The 23,063-nt window shown below is 60.9% G+C and carries 24 protein-coding genes; 12 read left to right on the top strand and 12 right to left on the bottom strand.

Features of this window, described 5'->3' with window-relative positions; translation table 11 throughout:
* Positions 1–6 precede the first annotated feature (6 nt).
* A complete protein-coding gene (locus tag HBN63_RS07305; protein ID WP_170048944.1) occupies positions 7–1,938 on the top strand; it encodes a DEAD/DEAH box helicase in 1,932 nt (643 codons plus the stop codon).
* Positions 1,939–1,947: 9 nt separating this feature from the next.
* On the opposite strand, the gene HBN63_RS07300 is transcribed toward HBN63_RS07305, so the two are convergent.
* Positions 1,948–2,349, bottom strand: coding sequence for a hypothetical protein (locus HBN63_RS07300; RefSeq protein ID WP_170048943.1), 402 nt, complete (start codon positions 2,347–2,349; stop codon positions 1,948–1,950).
* A 114-nt stretch (positions 2,350–2,463) separates the two neighbouring features.
* On the opposite strand from HBN63_RS07300, the gene HBN63_RS07295 reads away from it, so the two are divergent.
* Entirely contained in the window at positions 2,464–2,877 is a 414-nt protein-coding gene (locus tag HBN63_RS07295; protein WP_170048942.1) for a hypothetical protein, read from the top strand.
* 82 nt (positions 2,878–2,959) lie between these two features.
* A complete protein-coding gene (locus tag HBN63_RS07290; protein ID WP_170048941.1) occupies positions 2,960–3,463 on the top strand; it encodes a cupredoxin family protein in 504 nt (167 codons plus the stop codon).
* A gap of 70 nt (positions 3,464–3,533) precedes the next feature.
* Here the strand turns inward: HBN63_RS07290 and HBN63_RS07285 are convergent, their stop codons facing one another.
* Positions 3,534–3,905, bottom strand: a complete 372-nt coding sequence (locus HBN63_RS07285) for a glutaredoxin (protein ID WP_170048940.1) — start codon at positions 3,903–3,905, stop codon at positions 3,534–3,536.
* A 134-nt stretch (positions 3,906–4,039) separates the two neighbouring features.
* Between HBN63_RS07285 and HBN63_RS07280 the strand changes: the two genes are divergently transcribed.
* The gene (locus HBN63_RS07280; RefSeq protein ID WP_090247851.1) at positions 4,040–4,276 is read left to right on the top strand and encodes a DUF3820 family protein; all 237 of its coding nucleotides are present in this window, start codon (positions 4,040–4,042) and stop codon (positions 4,274–4,276) included.
* 129 nt (positions 4,277–4,405) lie between these two features.
* On the opposite strand, the gene mqo is transcribed toward HBN63_RS07280, so the two are convergent.
* The 6 genes from mqo to nhaD form a co-directional block, all read right to left on the bottom strand.
* Positions 4,406–6,001 (bottom strand): malate dehydrogenase (quinone), encoded by a 1,596-nt coding sequence (gene mqo, locus HBN63_RS07275; RefSeq protein ID WP_170048939.1) that lies wholly within the window; start codon positions 5,999–6,001, stop codon positions 4,406–4,408.
* Between the two features lie 387 nt (positions 6,002–6,388).
* Complete coding sequence (gene folE / locus HBN63_RS07270) at positions 6,389–6,937, bottom strand: GTP cyclohydrolase I FolE (RefSeq protein ID WP_090247849.1); 549 nt, start codon at positions 6,935–6,937, stop codon at positions 6,389–6,391.
* 86 nt (positions 6,938–7,023) lie between these two features.
* Entirely contained in the window at positions 7,024–7,581 is a 558-nt protein-coding gene (locus HBN63_RS07265; protein WP_160084825.1) for a Smr/MutS family protein, read from the bottom strand.
* A 310-nt stretch (positions 7,582–7,891) separates the two neighbouring features.
* Positions 7,892–8,212 carry an LPXTG cell wall anchor domain-containing protein gene (locus HBN63_RS07260; RefSeq protein WP_170048938.1) on the bottom strand — a complete coding sequence of 107 codons (321 nt, stop codon included), beginning with the start codon at positions 8,210–8,212 and terminating at the stop codon, positions 7,892–7,894.
* Positions 8,213–8,335: 123 nt separating this feature from the next.
* Positions 8,336–8,932 carry a cysteine hydrolase family protein gene (locus HBN63_RS07255; RefSeq protein ID WP_090247845.1) on the bottom strand — a complete coding sequence of 199 codons (597 nt, stop codon included), beginning with the start codon at positions 8,930–8,932 and terminating at the stop codon, positions 8,336–8,338.
* 319 nt (positions 8,933–9,251) lie between these two features.
* Positions 9,252–10,481, bottom strand: coding sequence for a sodium:proton antiporter NhaD (gene nhaD / locus HBN63_RS07250; RefSeq protein ID WP_170048937.1), 1,230 nt, complete (start codon positions 10,479–10,481; stop codon positions 9,252–9,254).
* 268 nt (positions 10,482–10,749) lie between these two features.
* Between nhaD and prmB the strand changes: the two genes are divergently transcribed.
* Positions 10,750–11,682, top strand: a complete 933-nt coding sequence (gene prmB, locus HBN63_RS07245) for a 50S ribosomal protein L3 N(5)-glutamine methyltransferase (RefSeq protein WP_160084823.1) — start codon at positions 10,750–10,752, stop codon at positions 11,680–11,682.
* A gap of 10 nt (positions 11,683–11,692) precedes the next feature.
* On the opposite strand, the gene HBN63_RS07240 is transcribed toward prmB, so the two are convergent.
* On the bottom strand, positions 11,693–15,169 hold the full coding sequence (locus HBN63_RS07240; protein WP_170048936.1) for a PAS domain-containing hybrid sensor histidine kinase/response regulator: 3,477 nt from the start codon (positions 15,167–15,169) through the stop codon (positions 11,693–11,695).
* Positions 15,170–15,411: 242 nt separating this feature from the next.
* Here HBN63_RS07240 and HBN63_RS07235 point away from each other — a divergent pair, with 242 nt between their 5' ends.
* Together HBN63_RS07235 and HBN63_RS07230 are read left to right on the top strand one after the other, a co-directional pair.
* The gene (locus HBN63_RS07235) at positions 15,412–15,981 is read left to right on the top strand and encodes a GNAT family protein (RefSeq protein WP_170048935.1); all 570 of its coding nucleotides are present in this window, start codon (positions 15,412–15,414) and stop codon (positions 15,979–15,981) included.
* A gap of 3 nt (positions 15,982–15,984) precedes the next feature.
* The gene (locus HBN63_RS07230) at positions 15,985–16,818 is read left to right on the top strand and encodes an AraC family transcriptional regulator (RefSeq protein WP_170048934.1); all 834 of its coding nucleotides are present in this window, start codon (positions 15,985–15,987) and stop codon (positions 16,816–16,818) included.
* Here HBN63_RS07230 and HBN63_RS07225 read toward each other — a convergent pair.
* On the bottom strand, positions 16,815–17,606 hold the full coding sequence (locus tag HBN63_RS07225; protein WP_170048933.1) for a hypothetical protein: 792 nt from the start codon (positions 17,604–17,606) through the stop codon (positions 16,815–16,817). The two genes, HBN63_RS07230 and HBN63_RS07225, sit on opposite strands and share 4 nt — an antisense overlap.
* Positions 17,607–17,670: 64 nt before the next feature.
* Positions 17,671–18,666 (bottom strand): alpha/beta fold hydrolase, encoded by a 996-nt coding sequence (locus tag HBN63_RS07220; RefSeq protein WP_170048932.1) that lies wholly within the window; start codon positions 18,664–18,666, stop codon positions 17,671–17,673.
* 162 nt (positions 18,667–18,828) lie between these two features.
* Between HBN63_RS07220 and aroC the strand changes: the two genes are divergently transcribed.
* The 5 genes from aroC to HBN63_RS07195 all read left to right on the top strand — a co-directional run bounded on the left by aroC (position 18,829) and on the right by HBN63_RS07195 (position 22,561).
* Complete coding sequence (gene aroC / locus HBN63_RS07215; protein WP_170048931.1) at positions 18,829–19,920, top strand: chorismate synthase; 1,092 nt, start codon at positions 18,829–18,831, stop codon at positions 19,918–19,920.
* A gap of 58 nt (positions 19,921–19,978) precedes the next feature.
* The gene (locus HBN63_RS07210) at positions 19,979–21,130 is read left to right on the top strand and encodes an MFS transporter (protein WP_160084817.1); all 1,152 of its coding nucleotides are present in this window, start codon (positions 19,979–19,981) and stop codon (positions 21,128–21,130) included.
* Between the two features lie 58 nt (positions 21,131–21,188).
* Positions 21,189–21,737: an acireductone dioxygenase gene (locus tag HBN63_RS07205; protein WP_170048930.1), complete on the top strand. Its 549-nt coding sequence runs from the start codon at positions 21,189–21,191 to the stop codon at positions 21,735–21,737.
* 75 nt (positions 21,738–21,812) lie between these two features.
* Complete coding sequence (locus HBN63_RS07200) at positions 21,813–22,004, top strand: PLDc N-terminal domain-containing protein (protein ID WP_090247827.1); 192 nt, start codon at positions 21,813–21,815, stop codon at positions 22,002–22,004.
* A gap of 2 nt (positions 22,005–22,006) precedes the next feature.
* Positions 22,007–22,561, top strand: a complete 555-nt coding sequence (locus HBN63_RS07195; RefSeq protein ID WP_170048929.1) for a histidine phosphatase family protein — start codon at positions 22,007–22,009, stop codon at positions 22,559–22,561.
* A gap of 1 nt (position 22,562) precedes the next feature.
* Here HBN63_RS07195 and HBN63_RS07190 read toward each other — a convergent pair whose 3' ends face one another.
* Positions 22,563–23,060 carry a methylated-DNA--[protein]-cysteine S-methyltransferase gene (locus tag HBN63_RS07190; RefSeq protein WP_170048928.1) on the bottom strand — a complete coding sequence of 166 codons (498 nt, stop codon included), beginning with the start codon at positions 23,058–23,060 and terminating at the stop codon, positions 22,563–22,565.
* Between the last annotated feature and the right edge of the window lie 3 nt (positions 23,061–23,063).

Raw genomic sequence — 23,063 nt, 5'->3', positions numbered from 1 at the left:
TCGCTAATGCCATCTGCTGTTCAGCGCTATAAGCGGCTGTTGTCCGCTGCACTGGCGCGCTACTTTCCCCATACCACAGCTTATCTGCGTGCCGAGCGTGAGGCGGCGGCGCAGTTAAAAAAGCCTGCACCAAGGGCCAAAAAAGCCGCTAGCAAGGGTCAATCTGCTGGCACGAGACCGCCGGCAAATCCGCGCCGCGCTGCGAGTAAACCACGCTCTCAAGGCATTTACGGGCCGGCCATGCTGACAGTTGATGCCGCGCAAGCTCAGGCTATGCGCGAGCAGGTGGCGCAGGCGGTGACGGCGGGGCTGCTCAGTGCGCCATCGGATGAACAGTGGGCGATGATCCTCAGCAATCATCCGCTTACGCGCATCTTCGCCGGGGCCGGTTCGGGCAAATCCACCACGTTGGTGCTGCGGGTGGTGTTTATGTTCTGTCACCTGGGCATCAAGCCCGAGCAGCTGACGGTGATTTCCTTTACCAATGCCTCCTGTGCCGAGCTGCGTGAGCAGTTGCTCAAGGTGTTGGGCTTCTTCAACTACCCCTTTGATGCCGCCCAGGCGCGTCAGTCTGTGCGTACGTTTCACTCGGCCATGGGCAGCGTGGCCAAGGGCGTACTGAACAATCCACGCTGGTTCGAACAGCTGGACGACCCGCAGGCGGCGAGCCGCGAACTGGATAACCCACTGAGCGCCGGACGGCTGCGCCCTGCCCAACAGCGTCTGCTCAAGCAGGCTTACCAGCAGTGCTATGCCGAGCAGCCGGAATTTCGCAAGCGGGTGCATAGCCTGCTGCAATTACCCTTGCCGCCGGCTGAGAGTAAGCGTCTGCCGAAGGCGCCGTTGGATGCCTACAAGCTGTCGGGCGAATTCAGTGCTGCGCCGCTCTATGAAGCGTTCTACGCCCAGGCCGGGTTTGCCGAAAGCATCGGCGTTGAGCTGTCGACTATGCAGCCGCAACGCCTCGACACTGCAATACCAGTGCGTGAGTTTCTTGAGGCATTGCTGCTGTTCTGGCCCTATTTCCAGCGCGCTTTGCAGGAGCAGGGGCTGTTGACCTTTAACGCCGCCTTTGCCCAGCTGACGGCAAGGCTGAATGCAGACGGGCAGGGCGTGGCCGCGTCACTGCTTGCGCCGTTCAGCCATCTGCTGATCGATGAGTTTCAGGACATCTCGCCGCAGATCGTTCAGTGGCTGCAGGCCGTGCAGCGCACGCTGGCCGGGCAGGGGGCTGCGGTCAGTCTGATGGCCATCGGCGATGACTGGCAGTCGATCTACGGCTGGCGCGGCAGTTCGCCGGAGCTATTTATCGACTTTGATCGGCACTTTCCCGGGAAAGGTAAAGCCAAGCGCAGCGCCGTGCTGACCCTGGCCAACAACTACCGTTCGATTGAGCCGATTATTCGTGACGCTGAAGCGCTGCTGGGCGACGTGCAGCACAAACAGGCAAAGGCCAGCCAGGCGATTAAAGCCGCGCAGCCGGGCGATCATGGCGTGCGCCTGATTCAGCGTTTCGACAGCAAGGCACGCCTGCCGGAGCTGCTCAAACAGATCAGCGCGCAGTGCGCTTACGCCGCCGAGCGCAACAGCCGCGAACGGAATGCCGTGCTGCTACTGAGCCGGCGGAATGAGCCACTGCAAGCCATTACCGCGCAGCTGGACAAGCAGCTGCCGGTCAAGGCCTACACCATCCACCGCGCCAAGGGCCTGCAGGCCGAAGTTGCGATCATCCTCGATGACTGCCAACCACCCGAGCCGCACCCGCTGCGCAATGCGCTGTACGCCTACTCGGGCTTCTTCAGCAACAGCTACGACCAGGCCATGCAGGATGAAAGCTTGCGCCTGGCCTATGTGGCGATCACCCGTGGGGTAAGCCGGGTGTTCTGGTATTGCCAGAAGACTCAGGGCGCAACGCTGGTTTTGGCGGGGCGCAAATGATAGACGCTGTCAGGTATCGCGCAGCAGGTCATGAGTGTTGAGCAAGTCGTAGGCGATCTGTGGGCGTTTCTCCAGACCTCTGCGGATGGCCGTGGGGATCGATTGACGGGTTTTGCGGCACAGTCCTGGCAACTCATCGATCTGAATGGCAATGCCGCGCATGCTGCGTACTTCATTGAAGCCTGGGGCAACCGCGACACGCACGCCGAGTTGTTCGTAGATGCGCCGCTGCAGCTTCTCCAGGTCCGCCAGGCTCTCGAGATTTTCCAGGCGCTCTAGCAGGCGCTTTTCCTCGGTGCGGGTGAGCAACAGAATGCGCAAATCGCTATTGGCTTGCTGCAACAGTTGCTCGCGCCCGCAATCGCAGGCACCGGGTGGGCAGGGTTGGCGCAAGGGTAGGGTGCTGGTCATGGGCTCCGATCATAGCCAGCTGCGGGGGCTTTTGCCCATGCTCAGGCATGGACAAAGCTGTTATTGGGCGGATAATCCGTCTCCATATCTTTGCCTACGACAACATCCAACGCCATGCGCTCACTGCGAACTGCCCTGATTTGCATGCTGATGCTCGCCTTGCCAGCGCAGAGCATGGCCGCTCTCAGCATGCAGTTATGCGCGGTAACCCCGCAGATCGGGGCGATGGCCAAGGCTGATGCGCAAATGGCGGCGCACCACCCGGGCGCGATGGCCATGGCTCAGCCGGCTGAGGCGTCTGCCCATGGCCAACATCACGCCGGCGACAACTCCAGCAAGTCCCTACCTGCCGCCGATAACAGCCTGTGCAGCCTTTGCGTATTCTGTGTCGGTGCGGTGGCCCTGAGCACGGTTATTGTCAGTAATTCTCCACTGCAAGCAGTCGAGCCGTCCCTGGCGCGACTGGATCAGTTTGTCGGCTTTATCAGCGAACCCCTCGAACGTCCGCCTCGGTTATTTCTCGTCTGAACACCGTGTTGTTGTGTGTGGCCTGCTCTGTTGCGCGGCCTGCTCACAGCGTTTATTCAGTTTTTAGTTCGAGAAAGTAACCATGAGTACATCTTCAAATTCCGTTGCCTTGCTGTTGAGTCTGGGGCTGCTGTTGGACAGCGGCGCTGCGTGGGCCGCTGGCGAGCATCACGGCGGGCATCACGCAGCAGCGCCGGCCAAGAAGCAGAAGGCCTGGGGGATTGCCGGCGAGCCGGAGCAGGTCAGTCGTACCATCGAGATCAGCATGAACGATCAGATGCGTTTCAGCCCCGATCAGCTTGACGTCAAGCAGGGCGAAACCATCCGCTTTGTTCATCGCAACGAGGGGCAGGTTATGCACGAGTTCGTGCTCGGCACCCAGGCTGAGTTACAGGCGCATGCTGCGATGATGGCGACATCTGCTGGCATGCAGCATGAATCAGCGGATATGACGCATGTGGCACCTGGACAGCGCGAGGAGGTTATCTGGACCTTCAACCGTGTCGGTGAATTCGACTTTGCCTGCCTGATTCCCGGCCACTACCAGGCCGGAATGGTCGGCAAGGTAAGAGTGCTGGCGAACTGAATACGTTGGGCTGAGTGATCAGCCATAGTGCGCAAACAACCGGGGCCGCTAAGCGGCCCCGGTTGTTTGTTCAGACTGCAGCGAAGCGCTCATCGAGATAAGCGATGATCGCTTTGGACTCGTACAGCCAGGTGCTCTGGCCGTTTTCTTCGATGCGCAGGCACGGCACCTTGATCTTGCCGCCTTGTTGCTCCAGCTCACTACGTGCCTGGGCGTCGTTCTTGGCGTCGCGCAGGGCCACCGGCACATTCAGCTTGTGCAGGGTGCGGCGGGTTTTTACGCAGAACGGGCAGGCGTGGAACTGGTACAGCGCGAGGTTGCTGGCGCTTTGCTCGACCGCAGCCTGAGCTTCTGGAGTACGTTTAAGCTTGGCCGGACGGCTGATCCAGTCGAGGAGGATGATCAACTGGCCGAGGCCAATGCGCAGTGCCTTGATAATCATGCGGGGGCAAACCTTGGGTTGCTAAATACGGGCGCGCAGCTTACCCGAGTTTGCTGCGATTGGCCCGGCGCTGGCCGTGCTCCCGGTCGAACGGCATAATTTGCGCTCGATTGCCTGACCCTGCCGAGCCTGCGATGAAACCCGAAGACCTGTTATTGCTGGTGACCCGCGAAATGCCGTTCGGCAAATACAAAGGCCGTTTGCTCGCCGATCTGCCTGGTAACTACCTCAACTGGTTTGCCCGTGAAGGTTTCCCCCAGGGTGAAATCGGCCGGCTGCTGGCGCTGATGCAGGAGATCGACCACAACGGCCTGTCGGGTCTGCTCGACCCTTTACGCACCAAACCACGGGTGCCGTTCAAGGGCCAGTAGGCTTTCACAGCGCAATAAAAAACCGGCTTTTGGCCGGTTTTTTATTGCGCGCCATCCATGGCGGCAGGGTGTGTCGCCGTAGCGACGGTAAACAGTGCTTCGGGCAATCTGCATTGCCCAGCAGGCGCTTTACTGCGCCTGGCTGACCTCTGGGGTGAGGGCCAGCGGTGGCACTTCAACGAACTCCAGTTGCAGGCGTTCGCTGCTCCAGGCGCGGGTCTGATTAGTCAGCGCCAGGTCGTCATTCAGCTTTTGGCCGTAGGACGGGATGATTTCTTTCAGCTTGGTTTGCCATTCTGGGCTCTGCATCTCGTCCTTGAAGATCTTCTCCAGCACCGAGAGCATGATCGGTGCGGCGGTCGAGGCGCCTGGCGAGGCACCGAGCAGCGCGGCGATGCTGCCATCAGCGGCGCTGACCACTTCGGTGCCGAACTGCAGAATGCCGCCGTGTTCGGCGTCTTTCTTGATGATCTGCACGCGCTGACCCGCCTGGATCAGTTCCCAATCCTCCGATTTGGCATTGGGGAAGTACTCGCGCAGCGAATCCATGCGGTCTTCCTGGCTGAGCATCAGTTGGCCCATCAGGTAGGTGCTGAGCGAGAAATTATCGATGCCGGCGTGGGTCATCGGCAGGATGTTGTCGGTGGTCAGGGCGCTGAAGGTGTCGAGCAGCGAGCCGTTTTTCAGAAACTTGGTGGAGAAGGTGGCGAACGGTCCGAACAGCAGCACCTTCTGGCCCTCGATTACACGGGTGTCGAGGTGCGGTACGGACATCGGCGGCGAACCGACCGAAGCTTTGCCGTAAACCTTGGCCTGATGCTGCGCGACGATTTCCGGGTTGCTGGTGGCCAGGAACGAACCGCCGACCGGGAAGCCAGCATAGCCTTCGGCCTCGCTGATGCCGGACATTTGCAGCAGTTTCAGTGCGGCGCCGCCGGCGCCGATAAACACAAACTTGGCGTTGATGGTTTTCTCGGCGCCGCCGTTGGCCAGGTCGGCCACCAGCACGTTCCAGGTGTTGTCGGCATTGCGCTCGATACCGCGCACTTCATGCTGCAGGTTAAGGCTGACGTTGTCCTGCTGGCTCAGCGAATCGAACAGCTGGCGGGTGATTTCGCCAAAGTTGACGTCGGTGCCGATCGAGACGCGGGTGGCAGCAAGCTTTTGCCCAGGCTCGCGGCCTTCCATCACCAGCGGCACCCACTGCTTGATCTGCTGCGGGTCCTCGGAATATTCCATGCCACGGAACAGCGAACTGGCTTGCAGGGCGGCATGGCGCTTCTTGAGGAACTCGACGTTGTCATCACCCCAGACAAAGCTCATGTGCGGCACGTTGTTGATAAACGAAGGCGGATTGTTCAGCACCTTGCGTTCAATCTGATAGGCCCAGAACTGTTTGGAAATCTCGAAGGATTCGTTGATTGCCACCGCCTTGCTGATATCGATGCTGCCATCGGCCAGCTCGGGGGTGTAGTTCAGCTCGCAGAAGGCCGAGTGGCCGGTGCCGGCGTTATTCCAAGCATTGGAGCTTTCATCAGCGACGCGGTCGAGGCGTTCGTAAATGTCTATGCTCCAGCCGGGCTCCAGTTCATTGAGGTAGGTGCCCAGGCTGGCACTCATGATGCCGCCGCCAATCAGCAGAACATCCACGGATTTTTCCGGCTCTGGGTGCTTGGCGCAGCCGATCACGCTCAGGCACAGCAGGGTCAATAGGAGCTTTTTCATTAAACCAACCATTTCAATCGGTGAAGTCAAAGTGACGACCTGCGCCGACACGGGATCAGGCGTGTGGCAATAGCGTGCTGGCCCGTCGGCGAGCGACAGGCGCGGGGCAGGGTGTGCAGGGCGTCGTGTGCATAACGGCAGCGGCCCAAGGCGCGGCGACTGGCGTTGCCTGGGCTAATCGCAAGAAGCATGCCCGCCACTGCAAAGCGTTGGACTGCGGCGCGCTGCCGCAGTTGCACTGGGTTGCTCGACGGCTCTAGGTGGCGTGATCTCGCCATGCTCGGGCGGATTTATTGCGACTTTTGGCGGAATCTCGCCGCTTGCTTTGAGGATGTGCAGGCAGAAAAAAACCGGCGTGGGGCCGGTTTCTTCTGACTCAGAGCTTGATCAGTTATTGATCAGGCTGAGGAACTCACTGCGTGTGGCGGCGTTTTCACGGAACTCGCCGAGCATCACCGAGGTGACCATGGAGGAATTCTGCTTCTCCACGCCACGCATCATCATGCACATGTGCTGCGCTTCGATCACCACTGCAACGCCGAGGGCGCCGGTGACCTGCTGGATGGCTTCGGCGATTTGCCGGCTGAGGTTTTCCTGGATCTGCAGGCGGCGTGCGTACATGTCGACGATGCGGGCGACTTTCGACAGGCCGAGCACCTTGCCGTTGGGGATATAGGCGACATGGGCCTTGCCGATAAAAGGCAGCAGGTGATGTTCACACAGCGAGTACAGCTCGATGTTCTTTACCAGCACCATTTCGCTGTTGTCGGAGCTGAACAGCGCGCCGTTGGTGACTTCTTCGAGCGTTTGCTGATAGCCCTTGCACAGGTACTGCATGGCTTTGGCGGCGCGCTTGGGCGTATCGAGCAGGCCTTCGCGGGATACGTCTTCGCCAAGTTGGCCAAGGATCTCGGTGTATTGCTGTTCCAGGGACATGGACAATCTCGTAGGTCTTTCTGAAGGGCGCAGGTTAGGCCGCGAGGGTCGGGCTGGCAAGTGCGCAGGCTGCCAGCCGCAGTGGCTTATTCGTCGCGGCCATCCATCATGGTGCGCTTGAGCATCACATACACCGCGCCGGTGCCGCCGTGTTTGGCCAGGCAGGAGGTGAAACCGAGCACTTGTGGGTGTTGGCGCAGCCAGGTGTTGACGTGGCTTTTGATCATCGGCTTACGGCCGTCCATGCGCACCGCCTTGCCGTGAGTAATGCGCACGCAGCGCACCTCCAGTTTGTTGGCCTCGGCGATAAACTCCCATAGGGTGTCGCGGGCTTTTTCCACGCTCATGCCGTGCAGGTCAAGGCTGCCCTCAAAGCTGATCTGGCCCAGCTTGAGCTTGCGCATCTGGCCGTCCTGTACGCCGTTGCCGGCCCAGTACAGCGGGTCTTCGGCGCCGACGTCGATTACGAACTGGTCGGACAGGCCGTCGACCTTGATTGAATCCACGCGCGCCGTAGCCGCCTGGCGCAGGGTGGCCAACTGGGCGCGGTTAGGTTTTGGTTTGCCGGTGTCGGCGCGGTCATGCTTGATCGGTTTGACGCCGCGCAACTCGGCTTTGAATAGGGAAAAATCGTCGTCTTGCATTTAGGGTCTGTTACCGTTTTGTCGTGGCTGCGCCGGAGCCTGTTTTAGCGCGAGGCAAGGCACGAGACGCGAAGTTTGGTGTTCCAAATGAGTGTCGAGAAACGCAGTATCGCGCTAAAACAGGCCCGGCCCTTCGGGTTGCGCGAAAAATCTCGCCATGCGGTGTTGGAGGTCTTGGCAAGGGAGCGACCATTACCTGCGTCCTCCGCCTAGCCTGGCGAGATTTTACGCGGCAACGCGGCTCGCGACAAAACGGTAACAGACCCTAGATCTCCGCGAAGGCCGTTAGTGTAACCAAGCTGCCCGGTACTCAGTCGCGCTTTTTCATCAGATGCGGGGCCATGCTCAGGTCGCTGGGACGGCGCAGGCGGCGTCGGCAGCGGCGCCAGAGCAGCACGCCGAAGGTCAGCAACAGCAGCCCAATCACTACAAAAACGCTGGCGGCGGCTGGCGATTCGTTCAGGGGGCCGAGCGCAGCAGGTTGGCCGAGCAGGGTGGCGATGCCCGCCATGCTCAACAGTATGCCGAATGTGGCAAACAACGCTGCTAGGCCAGCGCCGAGGCGCAGGCGCCAGTTGCTGGCATTGCGTGGGCGCAGGCGGCGTGCATCAAAACCATCGGAGTGTTTCATTCCGATTTCCTCATGCCAAGTTCCTCGGTGGCTATCGGCGGTATGACCGGCCCGGGCTGGCGGGGTTCAACTTCGCCGTTCAGCCGCTGTGCAAGTTGCGAACTGCTGCGCGCTGGCGGTGAATCAGATCAGCGCACTGGCGCGCGGCACCACGGCCGCGAAATTGTCGCCCAGGGCGATCATCTCGGCACGGTGCATGTCGGCCGCGCTGATGACGTGGCCGTCTGGGGTTGGCAGGTCACGGGTGGCACAGGCGGCATCGACTACGGTGCAGCGGTAACCATAGTCCTTGGTGGCGCGCACGGTGGTGCTGATGCTCGAATGAGTCATAAAGCCGCAGACGATCAGGTCCAGATGCCCCAAGGCCTGTAGGCGCTCGTGCAAGTCGGTGCCGTTGAATGCGTTGGGCATGCGTTTCTCAATGACCAGCTCCCCCGGCAGCGGAGCAGCTTCCGGAAGGTGATGGCCACGTGGGCCGCGTGGGTCGAGCAGGCCGTCAGGAATACCCAGGTGTTTGACGTGAACAATGGCACTGCCTTGTGCGCGAGCGGCTGCGAGCAGCTTGGCGATTTCTTCCAACGCGGCATCCAGCCCCGGGAGTTGCAACACGCCGCTGCGGTATTCCTCTTGCGCATCAATGATCAGCAAGGTCGCATTGCTCAGGCTGGCGGGGGCATGGCCGCGGCCAGTGAGGGCGAACATGGTTTTAGGGGCGGACATGGCAGGAACTCCAGGCTGGCATGGACAGTGGGTCTATTGTCCGCCTGTGCTGCGCTGCTGTGAACCTTTGTGGTCGATGATCTTGCGTACTACCTATACGGCGAGCAGAATCGAGGGGCTGCCGAGGAACGGCGATTTCAAGCAAAGGAGCTGCAATATGAGCCTGATTGCACTGTTTTCCGAACATTTCTGGCTGTTGTTTGCCGTGGCGATTTCCATCGCTGTGCTGCGCGAATTGCACCTTAAACGAGACTAATGGTGGTGTGCGCCAACGCCGCATTCATCGACAAACGCCAGGGCATGCCCTGGCGCTTTCGTTTTAATAGAGGCCAAACAGTTCGAACTGCAGGTACCAGATACCCAGCGAGCCGAAGAAGTTGACCAGAATGGCCGGCAGAAACTTCAGGTGCACGGCGAAGCTGTAGGTCTTGTCCAGAGACATCGCCATGACTCCCGCAGCGGAGCCGACCACCGTCAGCGAGCCGCCAATCCCCACCATCAGCGCATTCAGCGCCCACTGATTGAGCCCCAGTTGCGGGTTGGACATCAGCGCAGCCGCTTCCACAGGCACGTTGTCCATAACACCGGACGCGACCCCTAGCACCACGTTAACGGCGGTGGGGTGCAGCACTTCGAACAGCCGCGAGATATATGACAGCCAGCCGACGTGGTTAAGGCAGGCCACCGAAGTGATGATGCCGATAAAGAACAGCAGCGCGTTCCACTCGACCTTTTGCAGCTGATCCTGCCACGGCAATTCAATCCCGCGTCGCATCAGCAGCCAGGCATACAGGGCGACGATGCCCAGGCCGATGCCGATGGCAAACTCGATGCTGACTTTCAGCACGATATTGCACAGCACCGCGCCAAACACGGCGAAGAAACCGACTATCGCCAGGCCTGCGCCGCCGGGTTTGAGTGCGGATTCGGCCTGGTCAGCCACTTGAATCAAGTCCTGGCCAGTGAGTTTGCGCAGGTAAAAGAAATGCAGGGTCGCGGCAAACAGCAACCAGCCGATCAAGGCTGAGGGGATCAGCAACAGCAGGCCGGCAATGCTGATCTTGCCGGCCAGCACCACCATCAAGCTGGTCGAGGTGCCAAGGAACCACACCCCGGAGTTGGAGGCGACCACGATGTTGCACAGCGAGATATGGGTATAGCGCTGATTGGTCGATATGTTTTTCACCGTCTTGCCGAAGATCATCGCCGTGGTGATGTTATTGAGAAACGGTGAGAGCAGCGCCGACAGCGCGCCTGTGGCCCAGAACATACCGCGCGCACCGAGGCCCTTACGCATCAGGTAGCCATTGAGCGCGGTGAAGACGTTCCTCTCGTTGAGCAGCTCGACCACCATCCACATAAACGCCATAAAGGCGATCAGACCGAACAGTTCTTCCTTGATCTCGCTCTGCGCATGCAGAAAGAACTGAAAACCATTGGGGTCGTAAAGCGCGTAGTGGGCACCGATAACGATCAAGCCGGACATCATGAACATCGCCGGTTTGAACTTATCCATCTCCAGTTGTGCTTCAAAAACGATTAGCGTCATGCCAATCAAAAATATCGCCAGCACGAGCAAGCCCGTGATCGAGAACGGATCTATGACCATTTTTAGGAATGTCTTGAGAAGGGAGGGGAAGGGTTTGGAATTGGTAACAAAATTATACTGATGCGTATGAGGCTTGGGCAGGCCTACTTTGTGACTGTGGCGGCCTATCTAGTCATTAATGCGTCGCGTGGCTTAACTAGCGCTACACCCGGCGCGAGTGCGCGCGTCAGGCTGCTAGAATGGCGCTCTTTTTTTGTGGAGAGCTGCCGTGACTGACGCTACACATGCCTACCCAACCCGCCTGCGTACCGTGCGCGACTACATTCGCTGGGCAGTCAGTCGGTTTCATGGCGAGGAGCTGTTCTTCGGCCACGGCACCGACAATGCCTGGGATGAAGCCCGCCAGCTGGTGCTCGGTGCCCTGCACCTGCCTTACGAAATTGCCGACAGCTACCTCGATTGCCGCCTGGAAGACGCCGAACATGCGCACCTGCATGCTTTGCTCGCACGGCGCATCGATGAGCGCGTACCGACCGCATACCTGCTGGGTGAGGCCTGGTTCTGCGGCATGCCGTTCATTGTTGATGAGCGTGTGCTGATTCCACGCTCACCGATTGGCGAGTTGATCGAGCAGCACTTCGAGCCCTGGCTGGCGATGGAGCCGGCACGGATTCTCGATTTGTGCACCGGCTCGGGCTGCATTGGCATTGCCTGTGCCTACGAGTTTCCCGAGGCCGAAGTGGTGCTGGGTGATCTGTCGTTTGAGGCGCTGGAAGTGGCCAATCAGAACATCGAGCGCCACGGCCTTGAGGACCGCGTGTACACCGTGCAAGGCGATGGTTTTGCTGGGCTGCCAGGCCAGCGTTTTGACCTGATCGTATCCAACCCGCCTTATGTGGATGCTGAGGATTTCGCCGACATGCCGGCCGAATACCAGCACGAGCCTGAGCTGGGCCTGGCCTGCGGTGACGATGGCCTAGACCTGGTGCGGCGCATGCTCGCCGAGGCGGCAGATCATCTGACCGAAAAGGGCGTGCTGATTATCGAAGTCGGCAATAGCCAGGTGCATGTGGAGGCGCTGTACCCGGAAGTCGATTTCACCTGGCTGGAATTCGAGCGTGGCGGTCACGGCGTATTCCTGCTCGCTGCTGCGCAATGCCGTGAGCATCAGGCGCTGTTCCGTCAGCGCCTGCAAGGTTAAGAACCGGTTCTCAGCGCAGCGCTAGATGGCGGCTGAGCAGGGCGCGCAAAGCGGCCGGTTTGACTGGCTTGGGCAGGTAATCCAAGCCGGCGGCATGCACCTGAGCGATCAGCTCGGGGCGGCCGTCGGCGCTGATCACCACACCCGGTAGCGGCTCGCCCAAGCGCGTTCTTAGCCAGGCCATCAGCTCGGTGCCGGTTTCGCCGTCATCCAGGTGGTAGTCCACCAGTGCCAGCTGCGGCCGCACGTTTTCACTCAGCAGGTGCTCGCACTCCAAGCGATTGCGTGCCGTCCACACCTGGCACCCCCAACGTGACAGCAGGCTGTGCATGCCGGCGAGGATGCTGTCCTCGTTGTCGATACACAGCACCTGGATGCCGGCCAGTGCTTGTCCATTCTGCTCGGGTTGGCTGAGCAGCTCCGGCGGTTCGGCGTGCAAGGCCAGGGGGATGGTGACGCTGAATACGCTGCCTTTGCCTGGCCAAGAGCGTACTTCCAGCTGATGACCGAGCACTCGGCACAGGCCGTCAGCAATCGCCAGGCCCAGGCCCAGGCCTTTTTCGGCGCGGGTCTGGTGGCTGTCCAGGCGTTTGAATTCCTCGAAAATCACCTTGCGCTTATCCTCGGGAATGCCCGGCCCGCGATCCCAGACTTCCAGACGCAGTTGCTGCCCCTGACGGCGTACGCCGAGCAGCACACGGCCTTTGGCGTAGCGGAAGGCGTTGGTCAGGAAGTTCTGCAGGATGCGCCGCAGCAGTTTGATATCGCTGTCGACCCGCAGGCGGCTGCCGCGCAGGCGGAAGTCCACGCCGTGTTCGGCAGCCAGCACCCTGAACTCCGCACCCAGGGTGTCGAACAAATTGTTCAGCATAAAGGCATGACGGTCCGGAGTGATGCGGCCGTTTTCCAAGCGCGAGATGTCCAGCAGGTCGCTGATCAGGTCTTCGGCCGAGCGCAGCGAGCTGTCTAGGTGGCGCACCAGTTCACGGGCATCGGCGGGCAGGGCGTCGTCCTGATGGGACAGGGCGGCGGAGAACAACCGCGCAGCATTCAACGGCTGCATCAGGTCATGGCTGACGGCGGCCAGAAAGCGGGTTTTCGACTGGTTGGCGGCTTCGGCTACGCCCTTGGCTTCGGTCAGCGCTTGGTTCAGTTGTGACAGCTCCTGGGTGCGCTCGCTAACGCGTTGTTCCAGGCCTTCGTTGGCGTCTTTCAGTGCGCGCTCGGCTTCACGGAACTCGGTGATATCAGTGAAACTCATGACAAAACCGCCGCCAGGCATGGGGTTGCCGATCAGCTCGATCACCCGGCCATTGGGGAACAGTCGCTCTGAAGTGTGCGCCGTGCCCTGGCGCATCCAGTACAGGCGTTTGCTGACGTGCTCCTCGATATCTCCGCCGCCGAGCAGGCCGCGTTCGGCGTTGAAGCGGATCAGTTCAGCCACCGGGCGGCCGACATACACCTGGCCCTCGGGGTAATTGAACAGCTCTATATAACGGTGGTTCCAGGCCACCAAGCGCAGCGATTGGTCGACCACGCTGATGCCCTGGGTGATGTTCTCGATGGCGCCTTGCAGCAGTGCGCGGTTGAACTGCAGCACTTCCGAAGCTTCGTCGACGATGCGCACCACATCCTCGACCTGCATCTCGCGGCCTTCGATGGCCGCCTTGACCACCGCGCGGGTCGATGAGGCACCGAGCACACCAGCCAGCAGGCGTTCGGTGTGGGCGATCCATTCACTGTTGGCGGTCTGGTTGGGGTCGAAGCCCTTGCCCTGGCGGTAGGCAAACCGCATAAAGCTTTGCCGCGCGCGGTCTTCACCGACAAAACGGTTGGCCAGCAGCAACAGGTCGCCGACCTGCACCGCGAGCATGCTGCGGTTACTCGGTTTGTTGCCCAGGTCATGGCCGATAAAGCGCCCGGCCTGCCAGTGCTCGGCCACGCGGGTGCGCGAGAAGTAGGAAACCCAGGCAAACAGCAGGAAGTTGCCGGCCAAGGACAGCACCACCCCACGGGTCAGCGGGTCGACCTGAAAACCAATCGGCCCGTACAGCAGGGTGTGTATGCCCGGTAAGGCATCCACCGGCCAGCCCAGGCTGCGCGATACCAGCGGCATGACCAGGGTGTAGAACCAGATCAGCGCGCCCACGAGCAGACCGGCGAATACGCCCTGGCGGTTAGCCTGCTTCCACACCAGTGCGCCGAACATCGCCGGGGCCAGCTGGCCGATGGCGGCGAAGGAGACCTGGCCGATGGTTGCCAGGCTGGCGTTGGAGCCGAGTAGGCGGTAGCACACATAGGCCAACAGCAGAATCACTACGATGCTTACCCGTCGCGCGGTGAGCATCCAGTAACGGAAGGCTTCAAAGGGCCGTTCGGTGTTCTGCCGGCGCAGCAGCCAAGGCAGCAGCATGTCGTTGGAAATCATCGTCGACAGCGCCACTGACGCGACAATTACCATGCCGGTGGCCGCCGATGCGCCGCCGATAAAGGCCAGCATGGCCAGCGCTGGATGGGCTTCGGCCAGCGGCAGGCTGATCACGAAGGAGTCGGGGGTGATACCGGCCGGCAGCAGCATCTGCCCGGCCAAGGCAATAGGCACCACAAACAACGCGGCGAGGATCAGGTAGGCGGGGAACACCCAGCGCGCCAGGCGCAGATCCTTGGGCTCGATGTTTTCCACCACGGCCACATGAAACTGACGCGGCAGGGCGATGATAGCAATCATCGCCAGCCCCGTCTGGGTCATCATCGCCGGCCAGTTCACGGTTTCTGCCCAGAAGCCCGCCAGTTCAGTGCTGGCTTTGGCCTGGCTGAACAAGTCGCCAAAACCGTTGTACAAACCGTAAGTCACAAACGTGCCGACGGCGAGGAAGGCCAGCAGTTTGACCAGTGACTCGAAGGCAATTGCCAGGACCATGCCGCGGTGGTGTTCGGTGACATCCAGGTTGCGAGTGCCGAACAATATTGTGAACAGTGCCAGCACCAGTGAGACGATCAACGCGGTGTCCTGAGCGCCGGTGCCATTGGCGCCGGCGCCTGCGCCGCTGAGCAGGTTGACCCCGAGCACGATGCCTTTGAGTTGCAAGGCGATATAGGGCAATACGCCCACCAGGCAAACCAGTGCCACTACTACAGCCAACGTCTGGGATTTGCCGTAGCGCGCGGCGATAAAGTCAGCAATCGAGGTGATGTTTTCCTGTTTGCTGATCATCACCATCTTCTGCAGCACCCAGGGGGTGAAGACCAGAACGATGATTGGGCCCAGATAAATCGGCAGGAATGACCACAGCTGCTCAGCGGCCTGGCCTACCGCGCCGAAAAACGTCCAGCTGGTGCAGTACACCGCCAGCGACAGGCTGTACACCCAGGCGCGAACCTTCGGATGCATGGGCGTGGCGCGGCGGTCGCCGTAGAAGGCGATGGCGAACAGAAGGGCCATGTAAATCAGCGCAACCGCGGCGATCAGCCCGCTAGACAGGGTCATGCAAACTCCGAAAACAAACTATAGGGGGCTGCCGGGGTCTTATCTGGCAGCGCAGCGGCTGCCCAGAGCCTACCGCATCAGCGTCGACGGCAGATGATGGGTGTCAGTCTCGCAGCAAAGTCGCGATGCGTCAGGCACGACCAAGGTCGCACTGGCGTAGAACCTGTTGCTGTTGTGGATTGTGCACACGTGTTGGCCCTGTTAGCGTGTCGCGCCTGCGACTCTGTCCGAGGAGGGACCCTATGTTCAAGCCGCAACTGATTACCCTGCAACGTGGTGGTTTGCGCATCGAGCCAATGGTCGATGCCGATATCCCGGCTTTGATCAGCCTGGCCGAAGCCAATCGCCAAGAATTGATCTACATGAGTGGCAGCCAGCGATTGGACTGGTACCGCCTAGGGTTGCTTGATCAGCGCGAAGGGCGGGCCTTGCCCTTTGTGATTCGCCTGGGCGACCAGCTGGTGGGCACTACCCGTTTCGGCGACTTTATGAACAGCTTGCCCGCCGCGGAGATTGGCTGGACCTGGCTGGATCGCAGCCAGCATGGCACGGGCCTCAATACCACCATCAAGTACCTGATGCTCAAGCACGCTTTTGAGCACTGGGGGCTGGTCCGCGTTCAGCTAAAAACCGCTGCGAGTAACCTACGCTCGCAACGTGCCATCGAAAAGCTCGGCGCGCAGCGCGAAGGTCTGCTGCGAAACCATCGCCGCCTTGCCGACGGGCGACTGGATGACAGCGTGCTGTACAGCATCACGGATCACGACTGGCCGGCGATCAAGCAGCAGCTGGAGGCGCGTTTCAGCGGTTGACTCATGGCGCAGGCACGCAGCGAGCAGACACGGTTCTGGCAATCACGCGAGTTGGGCGGGGTAGAGCTGTTGCAGGCGCATTATGTTGAGCAGCGTTTTTCCCCGCATGTGCATGAAGGGTTTGTCTTTACCGTGATTGAACATGGTGCGCAGCGCTTTCGTCATCGCGGCAGCGATCATCTTGCGCCGGCCGGCAGCATGGTACTGATCAACCCGGACGAGCTGCACACCGGCTCCAAAGCCCATGATCTGGGTTGGCACTACCGCGGTTTTTACCCGGACAATACGCAGGTATGCGGCGTGCTCGCGGAGCTGGAGTGGGGTCAGCAGGGCATGCCGTCATTCGCGCTCAGCGTGCTGCATGATCCACAGCTGCATCACCAGTTCGTCACCTTGCATCAATTACTGGACAGCCAGGCGTCGGCGCTGCAGCTGCAAACTGCCTGGCGTGAGGCGATTCTGCTGCTGTTTCAGCGCCATGCGCGTCTGCCTGAGGTCCTGGCACCAGGCCATGAGCCGCATGCGGTCAGCCGCGCCAAGGAATTACTCAGCAGCCAGCTGGCGTCGCCCCCGTCATTGGAGGAGCTGGCGCAGGCGGTGGGCTTGTCACCATTTCATTTCGCGCGCGTATTCCGCCGCGCCACCGGCCTGCCGCCGCATAGCTGGCTGATGCAGCGCCGCCTGGAACAGGCTCGGGCGTTATTAAGGAATGGCTGTGCGCCGCTGAGTGTGGCGATGCAGCTGGGGTTTGCCGACCAGAGCCATCTTAGCCGGCAGTTCAAACAGGCCTATGGCGTGGCGCCAGGGCAGTATCGCCAGGCCCGCGCCATCCTCTAGCGCGTGGCAATCCAGATCAGCAACCCCGCCTGAAACACGCAGAAGGCCACCAGGCAGGTAATGGTGAAGCGCAGGCCGTTGTCTTCGCGTTTGAAAACCTCAATGCGCTCTTCCAGTTTGCGTACTTTCACCTCTTGCTCGCGCAGGCTCTGGTCAGCCTGCTGCAGCATGCTGGCGGCGTCCAGCAATTCGACGATCTGCACTTTTTCCGTATGCCAGTCGCCATGCAGTGAGCTGACCCGTGGTGCGACGCAATGCGCCTTGATCTTCAGTGGGTCGAGGTACTCGACGACAAAGCCCTGGGCCTGCAGACAGTGGTCGCGCCGCGCACGGGCTTCTTCACTGAAGGCGTCCTTGCTGGGCAGCGTGGTGTTGGCCACTTGATAATGGGCGAAGTGCTGACGTGCCCAGCTAATCCCCTGGGCCAGCATAAAGCGCCCTAAACCTCGGTTTTCCGGCTGCACCTGCAGTGCGCTGTCGGGGCCGAAACTGAGCAGGCGTTGTTCGTGATCGGCCCAGACTTCGAGAATATTCTGCTCCTTGCGCACCCGCTGTCCGGGGAGCTGCAAGGTTAAACGCAGCAAACTGTGTTGCTTGCCCAGCCGCTCGACGCGGCCGAACTGGATAAAGCGCAAGGGGCGTGCGCCAGTGTGGCGGTCGGTGGGCAAGGCGGTCAGGCGCAAGAGGCGAAAGTGCTCGGGCGCAAGATCGGCCCACGGGTGGGCTTGCTCGACGACCTCCTGCGAAGCGGCGTCGGTATCGTTCTGTTGTTCTGGGTTGTCAGTCATACACGGCGATCCTGTGCGCGACATCTTCAGGTGTCGTCTGATGCGCTTATCGGCCGCCGCTCGGCTAACTGGAGGCTGGCTTTTTGCCGCTGCGCTGGATGAACTGGGCGATCTGCTCGCCCAGCCCCTGTGCCAACGGTAGCCGAGGATTGTCGTAGCTGGCCAGTTGCGCCGGTAAATCCAGCGCGCTGATGCGCAGCAGATGGTTCATCCCGGGGATGATCAGCAACTCGGCATCAGGCTTGGCCGCCTGCAAGGCATGGGCATCGGCGACACTGACCTGAATGTCGTGGCTGCCCTGTACGATCAGCGCAGGAATCTGCAAGCGAGCAAAGACCTGATCGGGGTTCTGCCGCAGCAGCGAAATCAAATAGGGCTGCACACTGGGGCGAAACAGCACCTGCAAGTCTTTGGGCACTTGCGGGGTGAGTTGCCCGACCAATAGGCGGTCAAGCAGGTGATTGCTCTGCGCCATGAGATGTGGGGGCAAGCGAGCGGCGAGTTGCTCACGTAATAACTGATCAATCGGCCGCGAGCTGCCGGCAATCGCCACCAGGGCATCGGCCTGGGCCTGTTCGGCCGCCAAGCTGGCAATCAGCGCACCTTCGCTGTGGCCGATCAGAATCAGTCGGTCAAACGCCGGATCAGCCCTGAGCAGCTGTGCCCAGCTCACGGCATCGCTGACATACCCCTCGACACTGAGGTCGCGTTCATCCGGGGTGGCGGCGCGGCTCGCGGCTACACCGCGTTTGTCATAGCGCAGGCTGGCGATGCCCTGTTTGGCCAGACTTTGCGCCAGGCGTTTGAGGCTGTCGCTCTGGCCGCCTTCGGGGTTGTTGCCGTCACGGTCGGTGGGGCCTGAGCCGGCAATCAGCAACGCCACGGCCACCGGCTTGGTGCTGCTTGGCTTGAGCAGCGTGCCATGCAGCGTACCTTGGCCGGTCTGCAGGCGCATGGGTTGCTGCACGCTGCTGTGTGCGGTGGTGGTGTGGGCGGCGTTGGGCGCTGCATTTAGCAGGGCGCTGCAGAGAAGAAGGGGCAACAGAAGAGCTCGGGTCATGGAAAAGAACTGCCGGGGGTGAGCATGTTGGACGTTTATCTGCCCTGAAGGTTCGAGGATGATCTGTGCGGACGCCACGGGTATACTCGCCGCCTTTATCCAAATGAGGCTTTGCGCCGGCTGGCGTAGCCTCGGAGCTGATTTTCGCGGAGCGTTTTGCACATGTCCGGCAATACCTACGGCAAGCTGTTCACTGTCACCACCGCCGGCGAAAGCCATGGCCCAGCGTTGGTCGCCATTGTCGATGGCTGTCCGCCGGGGGTGGAGATTAGCCCGGAAGACCTGCAGCGCGATCTTGATCGGCGCAAACCGGGCACCAGCCGTCATACCACCCAGCGCCAGGAAGCCGATGAGGTGGAAATACTTGCCGGGGTGTTCGAGGGCAAGACCACCGGTTGCTCGATTGGCCTGCTGATCCGCAACACTGACCAGAAGTCCAAAGACTACTCGGCGATCAAGGACTCCTTCCGCCCGGCCCACGCCGATTACACCTATCACCACAAGTACGGCGTGCGTGACTACCGCGGTGGTGGCCGCAGTTCGGCGCGCGAGACCGCCATGCGTGTGGCCGCCGGGGCCATTGCCAAGAAATACCTAGCGACTCAGGGCATCGTGATTCGCGGCTACATGAGCCAGCTCGGCCCGATTGAAATTCCGTTCAAGACCTGGGACAGCGTCGAACAGAACGCCTTCTTCAGCCCCGATCCGGACAAAGTGCCGGAGCTGGAAGCTTATATGGACCAGCTGCGCCGTGATCAGGATTCGGTTGGGGCGAAGATCACCGTGGTTGCCGAGGGCGTGATGCCCGGCCTGGGCGAGCCGATTTTCGACCGCCTGGACGCCGAACTGGCCCATGCGCTGATGAGCATCAACGCGGTCAAGGGCGTGGAAATCGGTGCGGGTTTCGCCAGCGTGGCGCAGCGCGGCACCGAGCACCGTGACGAGATGACCCCTGAAGGTTTCCTCTCGAACAATGCCGGTGGCATTCTCGGCGGGCTTTCCAGCGGTCAGCCGATTGTTGCGCACTTGGCGCTCAAACCGACCTCGAGCATCACCACGCCGGGACGCTCGATCGATGTTCACGGCAACCCGGTGGATATCATCACCAAGGGTCGTCACGACCCGTGCGTGGGCATCCGCGCTACACCAATCGCTGAAGCGATGATGGCCATCGTGCTGATGGACCACCTGCTGCGCCACCGCGCGCAGAATGCCGATGTGCGGGTCAGCACGCCGGTGCTGCCACAGCTGTGATTAACGCTGCTGCGCGGCCACGTGCGCTTCGCAGCACGCTACCGGGTTTGTGCCCAGCATGAGCCCGGTTTTGCCGTACTGGCGCCTGTCCGGTTTCTATTTCTTCTATTTCTCGCTGCTCGGCGCCACCGCGCCCTTTCTCGCGCTGTATTTCGATCACCTGGGGTTTTCCGCGGCGCGGATCGGTGAGCTGATCGCCATTCCCATGCTGATGCGCTGCATTGCGCCGAATATCTGGGGTTGGCTGGGCGATCACACGGGCCAGCGCTTGGCCATTGTGCGCTTTGGCGCGCTCTGCACGCTGCTGTGCTTTGCCGGCATCTTTATCAGCCAGAGCTACGCCTGGCTGGCGCTGATCATGGCGCTGCATGCGTTCTTCTGGCACGCGGTGCTGCCGCAGTTTGAAGTCATCACCTTTGCCCATCTCAAAGAGCAGGCGGCGCGCTACAGTCAGATCCGTCTGTGGGGCAGCATCGGCTTTATCGTAGCAGTGGTGGGCCTCGGCAAGCTGTTCGAGTTGCTCAGCCTGGATGCCTATCCCTGGGCGCTGATTCTGATCATGAGCGGTATCGTCTTGAGCAGTTGGTGGGTGCCTAATGCACAGCCGCAGTTGCGCCCTAACACCCTGGAGCAGGGCGGCTTTCTCCAGCAACTACGGCGGCCGGGGATTCTCGCCTTCTACCTCAGCGCCGGGCTGATGCAGTTGAGCAATGGCCCGTACTACACCTTTCTCAGTTTGCACCTGGAAGCACTCGGCTATTCGCGCGGGGTGATCGGCCAGTTGTGGGCGCTGGGCGTATTGGCCGAAATCGTGCTGTTTATGGTCATGGCCCGGTTGCTGGCGCGCTATTCCCTGCGTACCGTGCTGCTGGCGAGCTTTCTGATTACTGCCGTGCGCTGGCTGTTGCTGGGTAATCTGGCTGGGCACTTGCCGGTACTGCTGTTCGCTCAGCTGATGCATGCGGCGACTTTTGGCAGCTTCCATGCGGCGGCCATGCATTTTGTTCAGCGTAGCTTTGCCGATCGCCAGCAGGGGCAAGGCCAAGCCTTGTATGCCGCGCTGGCGGGCGTGGGCGGCGCATTGGGCGCGTTGTATTCGGGCTATAGCTGGCACAGCCTCGGTGCGGCCTGGACCTTTGCCATCGCCAGCCTGATTGCCCTGGCGGCTGCGGTGATTACCGCGCGCTATATGCGCGATGAGCGGCCCTGAACCTTTAGCTGTTGAATTGAACCGCTGACTTGAAACCGACTGTACGAGAGCCTTGAGCATGAGCAGCCTGACCGTCTACCACCAGTCTTCGCCCGAGTACCCGAACAAGCTGCTGACTCACGCCGAGGACATCGCCAGCACTCTGGCGGCTGTTGGCGTGCAATTCAGTCAGGTGCCGGTTCAGCAGGCGGTCACGGCTGGTACAGCCAGTGACGAACTGCTGGCGGCCAGCCGCGTACAGGTCGACCAGCTGATGACCGCGTATGGCTACGCCACTGCCGAGGTTTTGAGCCTGTGTGATGAGCGCGGTGAGGGCAGTGAGCTGGCTCGCCGCCTGCGCGCAGAGCAATCTTGTCAGCCGGCCCAGCTGCATTACTACCTGGCCGGGCGTGGCCTGCTGGCGCTGCATATCGGCGAGTACGTCTACAGCCTGTTGTGCGAGAAGGGTGATCTGCTGCTGTTGCCCGCCACTACGGCGCATTGGTTCGATGGCGGCGAGCATCCACGGTTTGCCGTGCTGCGTCTGTTTGACAGCGCGAAGGTGCCTGATTTTGTGCCTGTCGCGGGTGAGTTTGCCGCCGCCTTTGCGGGGCTGGATGACTGCTGATAGGTAAAGCGGCTGAACTCTTCTGGCCAGCGTCTATCCTACTTAAGCGATCCCTTCGCATAGGAGCAACACCATATGGGTTCAATGTTCAACGGTTTACTGGGTCTGGTCATTCTGGCGCTGGATATCTGGGCGATTCTCAGCGTCATCAAAAGCAACGCCGAAACGGGCATCAAGGTGTTGTGGATCTTGCTAATCGTACTGTTGCCGGTGATCGGTCTGATCATCTGGGCGCTGTTGGGGCCTCGCGGTACGGTCAAGTTCTAGTCATGCGGCGGGCCGGCGTTTGGTGGTTGGCGCTTTGCCTGTTGAGTGGCGCGGTTCAGGCCAGCGATAAGCACGCCTGGGCTGCGCTGCGTGAAGGTCGCGCTGTGCTGCTGTTGCGCCATGCCACAGCGCCCGGTACGGGTGATCCGGCGAATTTCCAGCTGAATGATTGCCGCACCCAGCGCAACCTCAATCAAGTTGGCCGTGAGCAGGCGCAGCGCTGGGGACAGTTGTTGCGTAGTCAGTGGATCGAGCCGCGTCTGCTCAGCAGCCGCTGGTGCCGCGCTCAGGATACGGCCCGCGAAATGGGCTTGGGCGCAGTCGAAGCGCTGCCTGTCTTGGATTCATTCTTTCAAACACCCAACACCGCCCGTGAGCAAACCGCCGCGCTGATCGAACAGATCAATGCACAACCGCGTGGTGCGTCGTTGGTGCTGGTCTCCCATCAGGTCAATATCACTGCGCTGACTGGCATCTACCCTGCGTCTGGCGAGGGTCTGATTCTGGCGTTGCCGCTAGGGGCTCCGGCGCGCGTGCTGGCGCGGGTTCAACCCTAGGCTAAATGCTCAGCAAGCGCTGTTCCGGCAGCTGCGCCCCTTCCAATTTGAGCAGCAGCGCCTTGCGCGGCAGACCGCCGGCATAACCGGTGAGGCTGCCGTCACGACCGATTACTCGGTGACAGGGAATGATGATGGCAATTGGGTTTGCGCCATTGGCTGCGCCGACGGCACGCACCGCCTTGGGCCGCGCGATCTCGGCGGCGAGGGCGCTGTAGCTGCTGGTTTGGCCAAACGGTATGGTCTGCAGCGCCTGCCAAACGGCTTGCTGAAATGCCGTGCCCTGCGGCGCGAGTGGCAGATCGAAGCGCTGTCTACGCCCGGTGAAATACTCATCCAGCTGTCGGCACACTTCATCCAGTTCATCGGCGGCGCTGCGCCAGTGTTCGCCGATATGCCAGGGCTTGTCATCGATATCCATCAGCAGTTGTTGCAGGCCGGTTTCGTCAGCGGCCAATAGCAGGCGACCGATTGGGCTGTCGTGGTAGCGGTAGAACATCGC

This window comes from Pseudomonas sp. WS 5011 (assembly GCF_012985775.1).
Taxonomy (GTDB): Bacteria; Pseudomonadota; Gammaproteobacteria; order Pseudomonadales; family Pseudomonadaceae; genus Aquipseudomonas; species Aquipseudomonas peli.
The sequence above is the reverse complement of the archived record's forward strand: the minus strand, read 5'-3'. Positions and strand labels throughout refer to the sequence as shown.

Bases quoted from the DNA above. Each gene is read 5' to 3' on its own strand.
- HBN63_RS07265 (WP_160084825.1), bottom strand. From the start codon at position 7,581: ATGCAAGACGACGATTTTTCCCTATTCAAAGCCGAGTTGCGCGGCGTC.
- HBN63_RS07255 (WP_090247845.1), bottom strand. From the start codon at position 8,932: ATGTCCGCCCCTAAAACCATGTTCGCCCTCACTGGCCGCGGCCATGCC.
- folE (WP_090247849.1), bottom strand. From the start codon at position 6,937: ATGTCCCTGGAACAGCAATACACCGAGATCCTTGGCCAACTTGGCGAA.
- HBN63_RS07225 (WP_170048933.1), bottom strand. From the start codon at position 17,606: ATGACTGACAACCCAGAACAACAGAACGATACCGACGCCGCTTCGCAG.
- HBN63_RS07305 (WP_170048944.1), top strand. From the start codon at position 7: ATGCCATCTGCTGTTCAGCGCTATAAGCGGCTGTTGTCCGCTGCACTG.
- HBN63_RS07240 (WP_170048936.1), bottom strand. From the start codon at position 15,169: ATGACCCTGTCTAGCGGGCTGATCGCCGCGGTTGCGCTGATTTACATG.
- HBN63_RS07195 (WP_170048929.1), top strand. From the start codon at position 22,007: ATGCGGCGGGCCGGCGTTTGGTGGTTGGCGCTTTGCCTGTTGAGTGGC.
- HBN63_RS07200 (WP_090247827.1), top strand. From the start codon at position 21,813: ATGGGTTCAATGTTCAACGGTTTACTGGGTCTGGTCATTCTGGCGCTG.
- HBN63_RS07300 (WP_170048943.1), bottom strand. From the start codon at position 2,349: ATGACCAGCACCCTACCCTTGCGCCAACCCTGCCCACCCGGTGCCTGC.
- HBN63_RS07290 (WP_170048941.1), top strand. From the start codon at position 2,960: ATGAGTACATCTTCAAATTCCGTTGCCTTGCTGTTGAGTCTGGGGCTG.
- HBN63_RS07230 (WP_170048934.1), top strand. From the start codon at position 15,985: ATGGCGCAGGCACGCAGCGAGCAGACACGGTTCTGGCAATCACGCGAG.
- nhaD (WP_170048937.1), bottom strand. From the start codon at position 10,481: ATGACGCTAATCGTTTTTGAAGCACAACTGGAGATGGATAAGTTCAAA.
- HBN63_RS07285 (WP_170048940.1), bottom strand. From the start codon at position 3,905: ATGATTATCAAGGCACTGCGCATTGGCCTCGGCCAGTTGATCATCCTC.
- aroC (WP_170048931.1), top strand. From the start codon at position 18,829: ATGTCCGGCAATACCTACGGCAAGCTGTTCACTGTCACCACCGCCGGC.
- HBN63_RS07295 (WP_170048942.1), top strand. From the start codon at position 2,464: ATGCGCTCACTGCGAACTGCCCTGATTTGCATGCTGATGCTCGCCTTG.
- HBN63_RS07190 (WP_170048928.1), bottom strand. From the start codon at position 23,060: ATGTTCTACCGCTACCACGACAGCCCAATCGGTCGCCTGCTATTGGCC.
- HBN63_RS07260 (WP_170048938.1), bottom strand. From the start codon at position 8,212: ATGAAACACTCCGATGGTTTTGATGCACGCCGCCTGCGCCCACGCAAT.
- HBN63_RS07205 (WP_170048930.1), top strand. From the start codon at position 21,189: ATGAGCAGCCTGACCGTCTACCACCAGTCTTCGCCCGAGTACCCGAAC.
- HBN63_RS07235 (WP_170048935.1), top strand. From the start codon at position 15,412: ATGTTCAAGCCGCAACTGATTACCCTGCAACGTGGTGGTTTGCGCATC.
- HBN63_RS07280 (WP_090247851.1), top strand. From the start codon at position 4,040: ATGAAACCCGAAGACCTGTTATTGCTGGTGACCCGCGAAATGCCGTTC.
- mqo (WP_170048939.1), bottom strand. From the start codon at position 6,001: ATGAAAAAGCTCCTATTGACCCTGCTGTGCCTGAGCGTGATCGGCTGC.
- HBN63_RS07220 (WP_170048932.1), bottom strand. From the start codon at position 18,666: ATGACCCGAGCTCTTCTGTTGCCCCTTCTTCTCTGCAGCGCCCTGCTA.
- HBN63_RS07210 (WP_160084817.1), top strand. From the start codon at position 19,979: ATGAGCCCGGTTTTGCCGTACTGGCGCCTGTCCGGTTTCTATTTCTTC.